Source organism: Enterobacter sp. DTU_2021_1002640_1_SI_PRY_ASU_LCPMC_013 (assembly GCF_032389435.1).
Classification (GTDB): Bacteria; Pseudomonadota; Gammaproteobacteria; order Enterobacterales; family Enterobacteriaceae; genus Enterobacter; species Enterobacter hormaechei_C.
In genome coordinates this window covers 860,844-877,609 of the sequence record NZ_CP135594.1, presented here as the reverse complement: position 1 = coordinate 877,609, position 16,766 = coordinate 860,844, and the positions used below count along the sequence as shown (strand labels likewise).

Annotated in this window: 14 protein-coding genes; all 14 read right to left on the bottom strand. The window is 53.8% G+C overall.

Annotation, left to right across the window (positions count from 1 at the left end):
* Positions 1-8 precede the first annotated feature (8 nt).
* The 14 genes from dnaE to pyrH all read right to left on the bottom strand — a co-directional run bounded on the left by dnaE (position 9) and on the right by pyrH (position 16,639).
* Entirely contained in the window at positions 9-3,491 is a 3,483-nt protein-coding gene (gene dnaE, locus RS584_RS04150; RefSeq protein WP_017694479.1) for a DNA polymerase III subunit alpha, read from the bottom strand.
* A gap of 38 nt (positions 3,492-3,529) precedes the next feature.
* A complete protein-coding gene (gene rnhB, locus RS584_RS04145) occupies positions 3,530-4,126 on the bottom strand; it encodes a ribonuclease HII (RefSeq protein WP_047737100.1) in 597 nt (198 codons plus the stop codon).
* Positions 4,123-5,271: a lipid-A-disaccharide synthase gene (gene lpxB, locus RS584_RS04140; RefSeq protein WP_003856161.1), complete on the bottom strand. Its 1,149-nt coding sequence runs from the start codon at positions 5,269-5,271 to the stop codon at positions 4,123-4,125. The genes rnhB and lpxB overlap by 4 nt, the downstream gene beginning before the upstream one ends.
* Complete coding sequence (gene lpxA / locus RS584_RS04135; protein ID WP_003856164.1) at positions 5,271-6,059, bottom strand: acyl-ACP--UDP-N-acetylglucosamine O-acyltransferase; 789 nt, start codon at positions 6,057-6,059, stop codon at positions 5,271-5,273. The genes lpxB and lpxA overlap by 1 nt, the downstream gene beginning before the upstream one ends.
* Before the next feature lie 3 nt (positions 6,060-6,062).
* Entirely contained in the window at positions 6,063-6,518 is a 456-nt protein-coding gene (gene fabZ, locus RS584_RS04130) for a 3-hydroxyacyl-ACP dehydratase FabZ (RefSeq protein ID WP_003856165.1), read from the bottom strand.
* 104 nt (positions 6,519-6,622) lie between these two features.
* Positions 6,623-7,648: a UDP-3-O-(3-hydroxymyristoyl)glucosamine N-acyltransferase gene (gene lpxD / locus RS584_RS04125; RefSeq protein ID WP_003856168.1), complete on the bottom strand. Its 1,026-nt coding sequence runs from the start codon at positions 7,646-7,648 to the stop codon at positions 6,623-6,625.
* A gap of 3 nt (positions 7,649-7,651) precedes the next feature.
* A complete protein-coding gene (gene skp, locus RS584_RS04120; protein ID WP_006810039.1) occupies positions 7,652-8,146 on the bottom strand; it encodes a molecular chaperone Skp in 495 nt (164 codons plus the stop codon).
* Between the two features lie 123 nt (positions 8,147-8,269).
* On the bottom strand, positions 8,270-10,687 hold the full coding sequence (bamA, locus tag RS584_RS04115) for an outer membrane protein assembly factor BamA (RefSeq protein ID WP_315748981.1): 2,418 nt from the start codon (positions 10,685-10,687) through the stop codon (positions 8,270-8,272).
* 31 nt (positions 10,688-10,718) lie between these two features.
* Positions 10,719-12,071, bottom strand: a complete 1,353-nt coding sequence (gene rseP / locus RS584_RS04110) for a sigma E protease regulator RseP (protein ID WP_023303108.1) — start codon at positions 12,069-12,071, stop codon at positions 10,719-10,721.
* An 11-nt stretch (positions 12,072-12,082) separates the two neighbouring features.
* The gene (cdsA, locus tag RS584_RS04105) at positions 12,083-12,940 is read right to left on the bottom strand and encodes a phosphatidate cytidylyltransferase (protein ID WP_003856175.1); all 858 of its coding nucleotides are present in this window, start codon (positions 12,938-12,940) and stop codon (positions 12,083-12,085) included.
* A gap of 12 nt (positions 12,941-12,952) precedes the next feature.
* Positions 12,953-13,711 carry a (2E,6E)-farnesyl-diphosphate-specific ditrans,polycis-undecaprenyl-diphosphate synthase gene (gene ispU, locus RS584_RS04100; RefSeq protein WP_003856176.1) on the bottom strand — a complete coding sequence of 253 codons (759 nt, stop codon included), beginning with the start codon at positions 13,709-13,711 and terminating at the stop codon, positions 12,953-12,955.
* Positions 13,712-13,896: 185 nt separating this feature from the next.
* Positions 13,897-15,096, bottom strand: coding sequence for a 1-deoxy-D-xylulose-5-phosphate reductoisomerase (gene ispC / locus RS584_RS04095; RefSeq protein ID WP_015572723.1), 1,200 nt, complete (start codon positions 15,094-15,096; stop codon positions 13,897-13,899).
* Between the two features lie 92 nt (positions 15,097-15,188).
* Positions 15,189-15,746, bottom strand: coding sequence for a ribosome recycling factor (gene frr, locus RS584_RS04090; protein ID WP_017383739.1), 558 nt, complete (start codon positions 15,744-15,746; stop codon positions 15,189-15,191).
* Positions 15,747-15,913: 167 nt separating this feature from the next.
* Positions 15,914-16,639, bottom strand: coding sequence for a UMP kinase (gene pyrH, locus RS584_RS04085; RefSeq protein WP_002889306.1), 726 nt, complete (start codon positions 16,637-16,639; stop codon positions 15,914-15,916).
* Positions 16,640-16,766: the final 127 nt, after the last annotated feature.

Below are 16,766 nucleotides of genomic sequence, written 5' to 3'. Positions count from 1 at the left end.
TTCCTGTATTAGTCAAACTCCAGTTCCACCTGCTCCGAACCAATGAGGCCACGGAGATCGTTCAGTAAACGATCGCTCGGAGAGACACGCCACGTTGCACCAAAGCGCAACCGCGCACGTGCATCCGCCCTCTGATAGTAGAGATGTACTGGAATGGTCCCCGAGCGGTGGGGTTCCAGAGACTGACGGAGTCGGTTTAAAAGCTGGTCATCAATTTGCCTGTCCGTCAGCGAGATAGCAAGCCCGCGAGCATATTTTTCACGGGCTTCGTCAATGTCCATCACTTCGCGGGCGGTCATTTTAAGCCCCCCGCTGAAGTCATCAAAGCTGACCTGTCCGCTGACGATAAGTATGCGGTCTTTTTCCAGCAATTGCTGGTATTTATCCAGCGCGTCGGTGAACAACATCACCTCCAGACGCCCGGAACGGTCATCCAGGGTACAGATGCCGATACGATTGCCGCGCTTGGTGACCATTACCCTTGCAGCAATCACGAGCCCCGCAGCCGTGGTGATTTTACCACGTTCTGTCGGATGCATGTCTTTAAGCCTGTGGCCGCCGACATAGCGCTCAATTTCTTTCAGATACTGGTTGATCGGGTGCCCCGTCAGGTACAGGCCTAACGTCTCACGCTCCCCATCCAGCACCACCTGTTCTGGCCAGGGCTGGCAGTTGGAATAAGACTGCTCAATCTGCTCTGGCTCTTCCGCCAGCACGCCGAACATATCCGCCTGGCCAATGGCTTCCGCTTTCGCGTGCTGATCGGCTGCTTTCAGCGCATCGCCGAGCGAGTTCATCAGCGCGGCGCGGTGTGGCCCCAGCCGGTCAAACGCGCCGGACATGATCAGTTTTTCCAGCACGCGGCGGTTCAGTTTTTTGGTATCGGTGCGGGCGCACAGATCGAACAGCTCGCGGAAATAGCCGCCGTTGTTACGCGCTTCGATGATCGCCTCGATCGGCCCCTCACCCACGCCCTTGATCGCGCCGATCCCATAGACGATTTCCCCGTCATCGTTAACGTGGAAATGGTACAGGCCAGAGTTAATATCCGGCGGCAGGATCTTCAGCCCCATGCGCCAGCACTCGTCCACCAGGCCAACCACCTTCTCGGTGTTGTCCATATCGGCGGTCATTACCGCCGCCATAAACTCAGCGGGATAGTGAGCCTTCAGCCACAGCGTTTGATACGAAACCAAAGCATAGGCGGCGGAGTGGGATTTGTTAAATCCGTACCCGGCGAATTTCTCCACCAGGTCGAAGATTTTCATCGCCAGTTCGCCATCGACGCCGTTTTTCTTCGCCCCATCCTCAAAGATGGAACGCTGCTTGGCCATCTCTTCCGGCTTTTTCTTACCCATCGCACGACGCAGCATGTCTGCGCCGCCAAGGGTATAACCCGAAAGCACCTGGGCGATCTGCATGACCTGTTCCTGATACAGGATGATGCCATAGGTTGGCTCCAGTACCGGTTTCAGGCTTTCATGCTGCCACTGCACGTCCGGGTAGGAAATCTCTTCGCGCCCGTGTTTACGGTCGATAAAGTTATCTACCATCCCCGACTGCAACGGCCCCGGACGGAACAGGGCCACCAGCGCGATCATATCTTCGAAGCAGTCTGGTTGCAGACGCTTAATCAAATCTTTCATGCCGCGGGATTCAAGCTGGAAGACGGCTGTCGTCTCCGAGCGTTGCAGCATGTCGAAACTTTTCTTGTCATCAAGCGGGATAGCCGCGATATCCAGCGGAGGCTCGCCGTTCTTCTCGCGACGGGCGTTGATCATCTCCAGCGCCCAGTTGATGATGGTCAGCGTACGCAGGCCGAGGAAGTCGAACTTCACCAGCCCGGCGTATTCTACGTCGTTCTTGTCGAACTGGGTGACCGGATGCTGGCCCGCTTCATCGCAGTACAGCGGCGCAAAGTCGGTGATTTTGGTCGGGGCGATAACCACGCCCCCCGCATGCTTACCGGCGTTACGCGTGACGCCTTCCAGCTTGCGCGCCATGTCGATCAGCGCTTTGACCTCTTCGTCGGCTTCGTAGATTTCCGGCAGCTGAGGCTCAGCTTCAAAGGCTTTCGCCAGAGTCATGCCCGGATCGGGCGGCACCAGCTTAGAGATACGATCGACAAAACCGTACGGGTGGCCCAGAACGCGGCCCACGTCGCGGATAACCGCTTTCGCCGCCATCGTACCGAAGGTGATGATCTGCGAAACCGCATCACGACCGTACATATCGGCCACGTGCTCAATCACCTGATCTCGTTTTTCCATGCAGAAGTCGACGTCAAAGTCGGGCATGGAGACACGTTCCGGGTTGAGGAAACGTTCGAACAGCAGGTCGAATTCCAGCGGATCGAGGTCAGTGATTTTCAGGGCGTACGCCACCAGCGAGCCGGCACCAGAACCACGGCCCGGGCCTACCGGCACGCCGTTATCCTTCGACCACTGGATGAACTCCATCACGATCAGGAAGTAGCCAGGGAACCCCATCTGGTTGATCACCTGGAGTTCAATATCCAGGCGCTCGTCATATTCAGGACGCTTCTCTTTACGGACCGCTTCATCCGGGAAGAGGAATTCCAGACGCTCTTCCAGACCCTCTTTCGATTTCATGACCAGGAAATCTTCGGTGGTCATGTCGCCCGTCGGGAACTGCGGCAGGAAGTATTCGCCGAGACGCACGGTGACATTACAGCGCTTGGCAATCTCTACGCTGTTTTCCAGCGCTTCCGGGATGTCGGAGAAGAGCTCACACATCTCCTCTTCGCTGCGCATGTACTGCTGCGATGAGTAGTTGCGCGGACGTTTCGGATCGTCGAGGGTGAAGCCGTCGTGGATGGCGACGCGAATTTCATGCGCGTCAAAATCACCCGCCTCAAGGAAGCGCACATCGTTGGTGGCCACCACAGGCAGGCCACGCGCTTCCGCCAGGGCGACGGCCGCATGCAGGTAGCTCTCTTCATCCGCACGCCCGGTACGGATCAGCTCCAGGTAATAACGATCCGGGAAATACTCTTCGTAGAACGAGACGCACTGATCCACCAGCGCGTTATTACCGCGTAGCAGACATTTGCCGACATCTCCCATACGGCCACCGGAGATCAGCAGCAAACCTTCGTTCAGCTCCGCCAGCCAGTCGCGGTCAATCCATGGACCCAGTGCGCCGTAACCGCGCTGGTAGGCTTTTGAGATCAGCAGAGTGAGGTTCTGATAACCCGTGTTATTCATGGCTAACACGGAAATTTGCGTCATCTCATCGCCGAGCAGGTCGCTCTGCACATGAAAATCCGCGCCGACGATGGGCTTTAATCCTGCGCCATGCGCCGTTCCGTAGAACTTCACCAGGCCACACAGGTTGGTAAAATCGGTGATCGCCAGCGCAGGCATGCCAAGCGAGGCCGCCTTTTTTACCAGCGGCCCGGTCTTTGCCAGCCCATCGATCATGGAGTAGTCGCTATGCACCCGCAGGTGTACGAAACGTGGTTCAGCCATCTTCAAATCCCGCGTTACTTAATTGCTTGCGTCTTGATTCAGGACACCAGTCCCAGCGCGCGTTTCACCGGGCCAAAGCTGCGCCGATGATGTTCAGTTGCGCCATGTTCAGCCAGCTTTTCCAGATGGAAAGCCGTTGGATATCCCTTGTGCTGGGCGAAACCATACACGGGATAAGTGAGGTCCAGCGCGGCCATTTCGGCATCGCGCGTCACTTTGGCAATGATTGACGCCGCACTGATTTCTGCGACGCGGCTATCGCCTTTAACAACAGCCATGGAAGGCATCGGCAGCGCCGGGCAACGGTTACCGTCGATCAGCACATACTCAGGCACAATCTTCAGGCCAGCAACGGCACGCTGCATCGCCAGCATGGTGGCGTGCAGAATGTTCAGATCGTCGATCTCATCCGGCTCTGCGCGCCCGAGACTCCAAGCCAGCGCCTTCTCTTTAATTTCATCGAACAGCGCCAGGCGACGCTTTTCACTCAGTTTTTTCGAGTCGTTCAGGCCAACGATCGGGCGGGCTGGATCGAGGATCACCGCCGCGGTCACAACGGCACCCACTAACGGGCCACGACCGACTTCATCCACACCGGCAACGAGGTGGGTATGGGGATAAATAAATTCCATCATTGTGCTAACTCCAGCACCGCATCGGCCGCCTGCTCATCAGCATTACAGCGGATCAGTTGATGCAGTTCACGGAAGGTATCATGCATCTGGTGGCTGGTTTTACCGTTGGCCAGCAGCGGCAGTAATGCATCAGCCAGCGCCTGCGGCTGGCATTCATCCTGCAAGAGCTCTTTCACCAGTTCGCGACCCGCAAGCAGGTTTGGCAGGGATACGTAATCTGTTTTTACCAGACGTTTTGCCAGCCAGAAGGTAAATGGCTTCATGCGATAACCGACCACCATTGGGCATTTTGCCAGCATACACTCCAGCGCAGCCGTGCCGGAAGCCAGTAGTGCGGCATCGCTCGCAAACATGGCTTGCCGCCCTTTCCCGTCCAGCAGGCGGACGTGAAGATCCGGGGCGACGTCAGCTTTGATACGCTCAAACTGCTCGCGGCGTTTGGCATTCACCAGCGGCACGACCACTTCAAGATCGGGGTAAGTCTTGCGAAGAATTTGCGCCGTTTTCAGAAAATCGGCACTGAGCATTTCAACTTCCGCACCCCGGCTCCCTGGCAGCAGCGCCAGACAGTGCACATCATGCGGGATGCCCAGTTCGTCACGCGCCGCGTTTTTATCCGGATCCAGCGGCATGGCATCCGCCATGGTATGACCGATAAAACGGCACGGGACATTAAATCTGTCGTAAAACGCTTTTTCGAAAGGCAGAAAAGCCAGCACCAGATTAGTGGATCGTCCGATTTTGAAAACGCGTTTCTGTCGCCACGCCCACACGGACGGACTGACGTAATGGATAGTTTTGATCCCCTGCTTTTTCAGGTTCCCTTCAAGGGTAATATTGAAATCAGGCGCATCAATGCCGACAAAAACATCGGGCTTGAGGTCGGTAAAGCGGCGGGTAAGGTCGGCGCGAATATGCAGCAGGCGACGCAAGCGCCCCAACACCTCGACGATGCCCATCACAGCCAGCTCTTCCATTTCATACCAGGCTTCACAGCCTTCGGCCTGCATCAGCGGCCCAGCCACGCCCACAAAGCGGGCATTGGGTACACGGGCTTTAAGCGCGCGGATAAGACCTGCACCAAGAATATCGCCGGAGGTTTCTCCGGCGACCAGGGCGATGGTAAGCGGACGACTGTCGACCATTAACGAATCAGACCACGGGTTGAACGTTCAAAGAATTCCATGAACGTTTTCACTTCAGGGTGCTTATTCGCCAGCTCGGCAATTTCCGGCTTAGCCTCTTCCAGCGTTTTACCGCTACGGTACAGCAGTTTGTACGCGTTGCGGATGGCAGTAATCGCTTCGCGACTAAAACCACGACGTTTGAGACCTTCGATGTTCACGCCAAACGGCGTGGCATGGTTGCCCTGCGCAATCACAAACGGTGGGACGTCCTGCGCCACACCGGAGCATCCGCCGACCATCACGTGTGCACCAATGATGCAGAACTGATGGACTGCGGTCATGCCGCCAATAATTGCGAAATCATCGACCGATACGTGTCCCGCCAGCGTTGCGTTGTTGGCGAGAATACAGCGGCTACCCACGGTACAGTCGTGCGCAATGTGCGCATTAACCATAAACAGGTTGTCGCTGCCCACCTTCGTCAATCCACCGCCTTGCGTTGTACCACGATGAATGGTGACGCTTTCGCGAATGCGGTTACGATCGCCGATTTCCACGCGGGTCGGTTCGCCAGCATACTTAAGATCCTGGTTAACTTCGCCGATGGAGGCGAACTGATAGATCTCATTGTTGCAGCCAATGGTGGTATGACCATTCACGACAACGTGAGATTTCAGTACTGTACCCTCACCAATTTCGACATGGGGTCCAACAATACAAAACGGGCCAATGTGGACATTGGCACCAATGATGGCACCCGTTTCCACAATGGCGGTAGGATGAATAAAGGCGGATTTATCAATCACGTATCAGGCCTCCCGGCTACGCGCACACATCATTGTCGCTTCGCAAACAACTTTGCCGTCAACCATAGCTACGCCTTTGAAGCGAGTCAGGCCGCGACGCGTTTTTTCAAAAGTGACTTCCATGATCATTTGATCACCAGGCACGACCGGACGCTTGAAGCGCGCTTCATCGATACCCGCGAAGTAATAGAGTTCACCCGGTTCCAGTTTACCTACGCTTTTAAACGCCAGAATACCGGTAGCCTGTGCCATCGCTTCCAGGATCAATACACCCGGGAAGATAGGCTTACCAGGGAAGTGCCCCTGGAAGAACGGCTCGTTAACGGAGACATTTTTCACTGCGCGCAGAAAGCGACCTTCTTCAAAATCCAGCACACGGTCTACCAGTAAAAACGGATAGCGGTGCGGCAGAAGTTCTAAAATCTCTTCAATATGCAGAGTATGAGTGTCAGTAGTCAAAATACTCTTCCTGTCAAATGTACTAAGTAGCAATAATAACACGGCCTGCCGGTTTATAAACAAAGCCGACAGGCCGGGAAATTTAGCGTTAAACGGATGAACGCTTAGTCTTGTTGATCGATTTTGCGCTCAATCGCTTTGAGTCGCTTGCTCATATCATCAATATTCATCACCAGTGCAGCTGTTTTACGCCAGACCTTGTTCGGTTGCAGCGGAATACCTGAGGAATAAACGCCAGGCTCAGTGATTGGACGCATCACCATACCCATCCCCGTCACCGTGACTTTGTCGCATATTTCCATATGGCCATTGATCACGCTGGCACCGCCAATCATGCAGTAACGGCCAATTTTCAGGCTGCCTGCCATGATAACACCACCCGCAACTGCGGTATTGTCGCCAATCACAACGTTATGTGCAATCTGGCACTGGTTGTCTATGATAACACCGTTACCAATAATGGTGTCGTCAAGCGCACCGCGGTCGATAGTTGTGCAAGCGCCGATCTCTACACGATCGCCGATAATCACGCGACCCAGCTGAGGGATCTTAACCCAGTTACCCCGATCGTTGGCGTAACCAAATCCGTCAGAACCAATCACCGTGCTGGACTGTACGAGACAATTCTCGCCAATCTCAACCTCATGGTAGACAGAGACGTTGGCCCACAGACGAGTCCCTGCGCCAATTTTCGTATTTTTTCCAACAAAGCAGCCAGGGCCAATCACCACGTTATCACCCAAAACAACGCCGGATTCGATAACGGCGTTTGCGCCGACTGATACGTTGTTACCCAGCTGAGCCGTCGGATCAATCGCAGCACTGGCTGCAATGTTCTGTGCCGGCTGCGGCGTGGTATCAAGAATTTGGGCCATGCGCGCATAGGTCAGGTAGGGATTTTTCACTACCAGTGCAGCGCTAGTGGCAAACGGAAGATCGTCCTGCGTCAGCACAACGGCAGACGCCTGGCACTGGGCCAGGTGTTCACGGTACTTAGGGCTTACCATGAAGGTAATAGTGCCTGCTTTAGCAGATTGCATGGACGCAACAGCGGTGATGACGATATCGCCATCACCGTGTAATTCTGCATCCAACTGCTGAGCTAAATCAGCCAGTCGAATTGAAGGCATTACTTATTTAACCTGTTTCAGAACATCAGCGGTGATGTCTTTAACATCGCTGCTGTTGAATGCAACGGCGTTCGCATCAACAACCAGATCGATGCTCTGATCGGCTGCTACTGCTTTAACGGCAGACTGAATACGCGTCACCAGTTTGCCACGCTCTTCGTTAGAACGACGCTGACGATCCTGCTCGAAAGCCTGTGCTTTCTGAGAGAAGGTCTGGCGCTGAGACATGACGTCTTTTTCCAGTTTGCTGCGCTCGCTCGCTTTCATGGTAGAACCATCACGCTGAAGACGCTGCATCTTGGACTGAAGATCACCTTCCATACGTTGCAGTTCGCTCGCACGGCCTTTGAATTCGTTTTCCAGCGTTGCAGAAACACCGGTTTTCTGTGCAACCTGCTGGAACAAATTACCCATGTTGACGATTGCAATTTTATCCGCTGCCTGAGCAGAAGTTGCCATCGCTAAACCGAGACCTGCAGCTAATAACCACTTTTTCACAATTAACTCCTTACCATCCCATTGGCACCCGAGGGGTACCGTTCTTTGCGTGGCAAGGCGACCGTGTTACCGATCGCCGGTTGTCAGCGCTACACTGCCAACGCATTCCATTGCAGCGGATTATTACCAGGTTTTACCAATGTTAAACTGGAACTGCTCCGCTTTGTCTCCATCGTATTTCTTAAACGGCTGGGCGTAAGAGAAGACCAACGGCCCCAGCGGTGACATCCATTGTAATGCGATACCTGCGGACATGCGAATGTTGCTCGGATCGCTGTAGTCCGGAACCCCCGCCGCACGCATCTGGGCGGTGTTCTCCCAGTTGGTGTCCCACACCGTACCTGCATCCATAAAGAAGGAGGTACGCACGGAGTTCGCATACTTATCACTGATAAACGGCGTAGGCGTGATGAACTCGAGGCTCGCCACGGCCATAGCGTTACCACCTACTGCGTCATCAGAGCTACATACTTGCTTAGGATCACGGCTTGCGCAGTTATCTTCGTCATTACCGCCGTAATAAACCGCTTTCGGACCAATGTTATTGGACTGGAAGCCACGCACGGTGCTTGAACCACCGGCGTAGAAGTTTTCATAGAACGGCAGTTCTTTGCTTCCAATACCGTCACCATAACCCCAACGGGTACGACCCAGAACAACCCACTTGTGATCTTCATCAATTGGGAAGTAGGACGCTGTATCCAGCGTGACCTTGTAGAACTCGTTATCCGAGCCCGGGATAGTCACTTTACCGTTCAGGTTGACGCGTGAACCTTCCGTCGGGAAGTAGCCACGGTCAAGACGGTTGTAGGTCCAACCGTAGTTGAAGGTGAAGTCATCCGCGGCGAAACCGTTATCATCGCTGGACGTACTCGCCGACTGACCGATGGAGTCCAGGTAACGCCACATCGCCACCTGCGGTTGCATGTTGGACAGGTCGTTATGCACGTACCCTAAACCTGCGCGCAAGGTGTTGTATTCGTTAACCGGGAAGCCGAGCGTACCATCCAGACCGTAACTCTTGTTGGTATACGAGGAGAGGTCCGCGTCGTCCGCTTTAAAGTCGTTATAGAAGATACGACCGCCCAGGCTTACACCGTCGACGGTGAAGTATGGGTTGGTAACGGAGAACTCAGAGTAGGTCTGGTAGTCGTTTTTCGTCCCGTTGATACCGACAGAGTAGCCCGTACCCAGCCAGTTATCCTGCTGAACACCGACCTGGAAGCTCACGCCACTTTCAGTACCGTAACCAATACCGAAGTTGAAGCTACCGGTATTACGTTCTTTAACTTTATAAACAACATCAACCTGATCCGGACGACCTGGTACACGCTGAGTATCGGTATCGACCGTTTCGAAGTAGCCCAGACGGTTCAGACGCTCTTTACCCTGATCTACCAGATCGCTTCCCAGCCATGCCCCTTCCATCTGGCGCATTTCACGGCGCAGAACGGAGTCTTTAGAGGTATCGTTACCTACGAAGCGGATCTTACGCACGTAGAAGCGGTTGCCCGCATCAACGTTAACGTGCAGCTTAACGGTTTTATCCGTGTCGTTAATTTCCGGCTGCGTTTGCACACGCGGATACGCATAACCATAACGGCCGAGCAGCTTCTTAATGCTGTCTTCCATTTTGGTGACTTTAGATCCGCTGTACAGATCGCCCGGCTGAATTTTGGTCAGAGATTCAATTTCAGCTGAATGTCCTGCCAGGTTGCCGCTGACTTCAACACCCGAAAGCGTGTACTTATCGCCTTCTGTGATGTTAACGGTAATGTAGATACCTTTCTTGTCCGGAGTCAGACTCACCTGAGTTGAATCGATGTTGAAACGGGCGTAACCGCGATCCAGATAGTAGCTGCGCAGGGTTTCAAGGTCACCCGCCAGTTTCTGTTTCTGGTATTTACGATCGCCTACCACGTTCCACCACGGCACTTCGTCACGCAGCTGGAAGTTGGAGATCAGTTCGTCGGTGCTGAACGCGTGGTTACCCACGATGTTGATCTGCTGGATCTTCGCAGAAACACCTTCCTGGAAGACCAGTTTCAGGTCAACACGGTTACGTGGCAGCGGTGTAACAACCGCTTTAACGCTCGCGCTGTATTTACCGACGCTGTAGTAGAAATCTTCCAGACCTTTTTCAATGTCTGCAAGGGTTGTGCGGTCCAGAGATTCCCCCACACGAACACCCGATGCCTCAAGGTTCTGCTTGAGCATGTCGTCTTTCACCGATTTGTTACCGGAGAAAGTGATGCTGGCAATCGTTGGACGTTCTTTTACCTGAACCACCAGCGTATCACCATCGCGCAGGACGCGGACGTCCTCAAAGTTGCCAGTGGCAAACAGAGCACGGATGGTGTTACTGATATCTTCATCATTAACCGTATCGCCGGGGCGCACAGGCATACTGAGGAGGGCCGCACCAACGGCGACACGCTGAAGGCCTTCGAAATGAATATCTTTCACTACGAACCCGTCAGCACCGTATACGGTCGCGCTGCTAAACAGCAGCGACGCTATGAGCAACTTTTTCATCGCCATCGTTATTATGCGTTCTTCCTAACTAACTCTCTTACAACCGAGAGAAATCATTGAAAAGTGCAAGCCCCATTAACAGCACCAGCAAAATCGAGCCAATGCGATAACTAAAGTCTTGAACTCGCTCGGATACCGGTCCGCCTTTTAGCTTTTCAATCGCTAAAAACAGCAGATGGCCCCCATCTAATACGGGAAGCGGGAACAGGTTGATTATCCCCAGGTTCACGCTAATCAGCGCAAGGAACATGAGATAGTAAATCACCCCGAACTCCGCTGACATCCCAGCCCCCTGAGCAATCGAAATTGGCCCACTGAGGTTGTTCAGTTTCACATCACCGGTTATCAATTTCCCCAACATGTTGACCGTAAGCTTCATCAGCTGCCATGTTTTATCCGTGGCCTCAACGATGGCGCTAAACGGCCCATACTGGCGTATTGTCTTGTACTCATCTGGCAGTGGGATCACTTTCGGCACAACGCCTGCAAACCCTTCCGCCTTACCGCCGCCCGATTTGGTATCCGGGGTGAGAGTCAGTGAGAGCGAACTCCCCTGCCTTTCCACTTCCAGCGCGAGCGGCTTGCCTGGATTATCGCGCACCAGAGTAACAAAGGTCATCCATTGTGTTAATGGCTGACCATCGACTTTAACGATCCTGTCACCCGCTTGTAAACCTGCTTTACTCGCTGCCGATTTGGCCTGTACTTCGGCTAATACCGGCTCGATCTGCGCGCCGCGCGGTCGAATCCCGAGTGCGGCGACAGGGTCCTCTTTGTCTGGCTCAAAGCGCCAGTGGCGTAAATCCAGCACTTTTTCCTGCCGCTGGTCGGAACCAAATGGCGATACGCTGACGGTTGTCTGCTCATCACCAATTTTGGCAACCAGTTGTAACCTCACGGCATCCCAATCAGGGGTTTCGATACCATCAATCGCTTTAAGTTCCATTCCCGGTGTAATTTGCGCCGTTGCCGCAATAGAACCCGTAGTGATTTCGCCCACGACCGGGCGCACGCCAGGCACGCCGATGATAAACACCAGCCAGTAAGCGAAGATAGCGAAGATGAAATTGGCTACCGGGCCGGCAGCGATGATGGCAGCACGTTGTCCAACAGTTTTATTGTTAAACGCGCTATGGCGAAGTTCCGGGGCGACAGGCTCAACGCGTTCGTCGAGCATTTTGACATAGCCGCCCAGGGGAATCAGAGCAATGACAAACTCGGTGCCATGCTTATCGGTGCGCTTCCAGAGCGATTTGCCAAAGCCAATCGAGAATCGCTCCACCCGCACACCACAGCGCCGGGCAACCCAGAAATGGCCAAATTCATGCACGGTAATCAGTACACCCAGTGCAACAATGAACGCCGCCAGATTCCAGAGAATGCTCAGCATAAAACCTTCCGTTATATCGTCCCAAACACCAGTAAAAGCAGGCAAGCAAATACGGGAACAGCCGCGGTAAGGCTGTCAATGCGATCCAGTATTCCGCCATGTCCTGGAATCAGGTGACCACTGTCCTTAATCCCTGCTTCACGCTTAAACATACTCTCGGTTAAATCACCCAGCACCGATGCCAGCGCCGCGAAAATCGAACATACCAGCAGCGTCGAGGGGGCAACCTCAAGATTCGCCCAGACGCCATAGCCCCAGGAGATAATCGCTGCCGTAAACAGGCCGCCGATGAAGCCTTGCCAGGTTTTGCCCGGAGAAACCTTTGGCGCCAGTTTATGTTTGCCGAACAGTTTACCAAACATATAGGCCCCGGAGTCAGCCCCCCAGACGAGAATCATCACATAAAGCAGCCATATCGCGCCGCTGTAGTGGTTTTCGTCATAGTGCCAGGCGCGCAACGCAACCATCCCCCAGAAAAACGGAACAATCGTGAGCAGACCAAAAATAAGGCGCAACACTTTAGAGTTACGCCAGATCGCCGCAGAGCCCGGATAGAAAAGCACTAAAACAAGCGCAGCAATCCACCAGGCCAGCGATATCCATAAGGATCCGGCAACCAGCGGCTGGTGAACATCATGATGATATTCAGGCAAGGTATACAGCATCAGGGCCAGTAAAAAACCACAGAGTACCGCCAGCCATACCCGCTGAGTGCGCGAGGTAAAGCCGCTAAGCTGCCCCCATTCCCACGCGGCGAGCATACACACCACCAGCGTAACAATAGCGAATCCCACCGGAGGCAGTAAAAACAGCGCTGCGATGACGACGGGTATTAATACAAAAGCGGAAATCAGGCGATACTTCAGCAAAAGCTACCCCCATCAGGCGTTATCGCCACCAGGCTCGGTGCCGCCGAAACGACGCTCTCGATTGGCAAAGGCATGCAGCGCACCTTCAAAGTCTTGTTCATCAAAATCTGGCCAAAGAACATCCGTAAAGTAAAGTTCGGCGTAGGCAATTTGCCACAGCAAAAAGTTACTTATGCGATGTTCCCCCCCTGTCCTTATAACCAAATCCACGGGTGCCAGTTCATTCATGCAGATTTGCTGACTCAGCGCCTCTTCATCAATCTGGTCGGGTCTTAACAGCCCTTCCTGAACCTGCTCAGCCAAATGCCGAACCCCCTGGATAATATCCCAGCGTCCGCCGTAATTCGCCGCGATATTGAGCGTCAGGCCGGTATTATTTTCCGTCAGCGCTTCTGCTTTGCGAATCCGTTCCTGCAAACGTGAGTTAAAACGACTGGTTTCGCCAATAATACGCAAGCGGACGTTGTGGCGGTGCAGGCTTTTTACTTCACTATCGAGCGCCCACACGAACAGTTCCATCAACGCAGTCACTTCCTGCGCAGGTCGATTCCAGTTCTCACTGCTAAAAGCATAGAGCGTTAACGCATCAATGCCGTTATTGGCGGCAAAAGAGACGGCGCGGCGAACAGATTTCGCCCCAGCTTTATGCCCAAAGGCTCGTATCTTCCCTTGTCTTTTCGCCCAGCGGCCATTGCCATCCATGATGATTGCAACATGGCGACAGCCATGTGCTGGCAAGTTTTCGCTTATTGGTTGATTCGCAGACAACATAACGCGTTTTTAGTCCCTGAAAGGATTTAACGGTACACAGGAATACTGAAGCCTATACATAAAAAAGCCGTGTCAAACCACGGCTTACCTGACCACTTAAAGCCAAATACCTGCGATCAGGTGGCGCAGACTATATCACTGAAGCCCAACGCTAACAAATAGCACGACGACTAGTGCTTGCTTTATCACCAGCTTGCGAGACGTGTCACCTGTTTACGCGCAACAATGCGTGCCTGTTCATCCACGGCCAGCACCTCTTCCACGCTCTGCGGCTCACGCAAATCCATTATCTCCAGCACGGATAAATTCAACGCGGCGATGTCAGTAAAGCGGATCTGCTGATTCAGGAATGCTTCAACGGTCACTTCATTGGCTGCATTAAGCGCCGTTGTCGCCGCCTGCCCCTGATCGAAGGCCGTCATCGCCAGTTTCAGACAGGGATAACGGTCGTAATCAGGCTCGCTAAACGTCAGTGAACTCAGCTTACAAAAATCGAGAGGTTTAACGCCCGATTTAACGCGGTTTGGCCACGCCATCGTATGAGCAATAGGCGTACGCATATCCGGTTCGCCCAGCTGGGCCAGCACGCTGCCGTCCTGATAGCGCACCATCGAGTGAATCACCGACTGCGGGTGGATCAGCACTTCCATCTGTTTCGCCGACGCATTGAACAGCCAGCGAGCTTCAATGTATTCCAGACCTTTGTTCATCATGGTGGCCGAATCGACGGAGATCTTACGCCCCATTGACCAGTTCGGATGACGGCACGCCTGATCCGGCGTCATTGCGCTCAATTCAGACAGTGGCGTTTCACGGAACGGGCCACCAGACCCGGTAAGCAGAATCGACACAACGCCATTCTGCTCCAGGTCAGCGTACCCCAGGTTTTGTTGAAAAGGTTGAGGCAAACTCTGAAAAATCGCGTTGTGTTCGCTATCGACCGGCAAAAGACGCGCCCCACGCTGTTTTACCGCCTCCATAAAGAGGCGTCCGCAGGTGACCAGCGACTCTTTGTTCGCAAGCAGGACATCTTTACCCGCATCAATAGCGGCAAGCGTCGGCAGAAGACCCGCCGCCCCGACGATTGCCGCCATGACCTGATCAACTTCATCAAGCGCGGCCATATCGCACGCCGCCTGTTGCCCGCTGAGTACCTCGGTACGGCAGCCCTTCTCCTGCAACAGCGCTTTCACCTGGCGGGCGCTCTCTTCGTCATCCATCACCGCAAAACGGGGGGTAAACTCCAGGCACTGTTCGACCATTCGCTGCACGTTTTTTCCGGCCACAAGCGCGGCCACGGTGTAGCTGTCAGGATTATGACGTACAACGTCGAGAGTGCTGCAACCGATAGAGCCGGTCGAGCCGAGGAGAGTGAGATGCTTCATGAGATGCCCAAAAGTTAGACCAGATAAAAGCAAAACGCCGCCAGCAAGACTCAATGTCCTTCTGAACGGCGTTTATCAGTGTACAGCGAAAATCAGAACTGCATCAGTTCCGCTTCTTTTTCTGCCAGCGCCGCATCAATTTTCTTGATGGCCGCGTCGGTCATTTTCTGAATGTCGTCCTGAGAACGACGATCGTCGTCTTCGCTGATCTCTTTTTCTTTCAGCAGGGCTTTCACTTTATCGTTCGCATCGCGACGCACGTTACGTACGGAAACACGACCCTGCTCAGCTTCACCACGAACTACTTTGATCAGGTCTTTACGACGCTCTTCCGTCAGCGGAGGCAGTGGAACGCGAATATCCGCGCCGGCTGAGCTTGGGTTCAGACCCAGGTCGGATGCCATGATCGCTTTTTCAACGGCCGGGCTCATTGAGCGATCGAACACGTTGATTTTCAGGGTACGGGTATCTTCTACCGTCACGCTCGCCAGCTGACGCAGAGGCGTTGGCGTACCGTAATATTCTACGATGATGCCATCCAGCAGGCTTGGGGAAGCACGGCCAGTACGGATTTTGCTGATTTGGTTTTTGAACGCTTCTACGCATTTTTCCATGCGTACTTCAGCATCTTTTCTGATGTCGTTAATCACGTTACGGATCCTTGAAAACTTGTCTCAGGCAGACTATCCGCCAGCACAGCGCTACAGGTGTGCTAAGTATAGTCGCGTTTAATTCATGACAACGCCAAAGGCGCGCCCGGGTAAGATACCACGTCGAAATAAAGCGGAATCTTACCTGTATTTATCGCCGACGGAAATTATTCCGTGATCAAAGTGCCTTCTTTTTCGCCCATAACAACGCGACGCAGCGCGCCAGGCTTGTTCATGTTGAAGACACGGATCGGTAGTTTGTGGTCACGAGCCAGCGTAAAGGCGGCAAGATCCATCACTTTCAGCTCTTTTTCCAGCACTTCGCTGTAGGTCAGCTGATCGTACATGGTCGCGGAAGGATCTTTTGCCGGGTCGGCAGTAAACACGCCATCTACTTTGGTCGCTTTCAGCACCACATCGGCTTCGATTTCGATACCGCGCAGGCAGGCTGCGGAATCGGTGGTAAAGAACGGGTTACCCGTACCGGCGGAGAGGATCACCACGCGGTTGTTGCGCAGCAGGCTGATGGCCTCTGCCCAGCTGTAGTTATCGCATACGCCATTCAAAGGAATAGCGGACATCAGGCGAGCGTTCACATAGGCGCGATGAAGCGCATCACGCATCGCCAGGCCATTCATCACGGTTGCCAGCATACCCATGTGGTCGCCCACTACGCGGTTCATCCCCGCTTTCGCCAGACCAGCACCACGGAAAAGGTTGCCACCGCCAATGACCACGCCAACCTGAATACCCAGTTCGACCAGTTCTTTGATTTCCTGTGCCATGCGATCAAGGATGCTTGCGTCAATACCGAAGCCTTCCGATCCTTGCAGCGCTTCGCCACTCAGCTTAAGCAGAATGCGTTTGTACACGGGTTTTGCATTGGTAGCCATGTTTCTTTCCTGAGACTGTCAACGATTAAGATGGGGTTAATTCTGGCGACATGATATGTCGCAAATCAGCACAGCGATACTGGAGCCTGTCTGATTTCGTGAGACGGGTGACAAAAAGAAGCCGCCC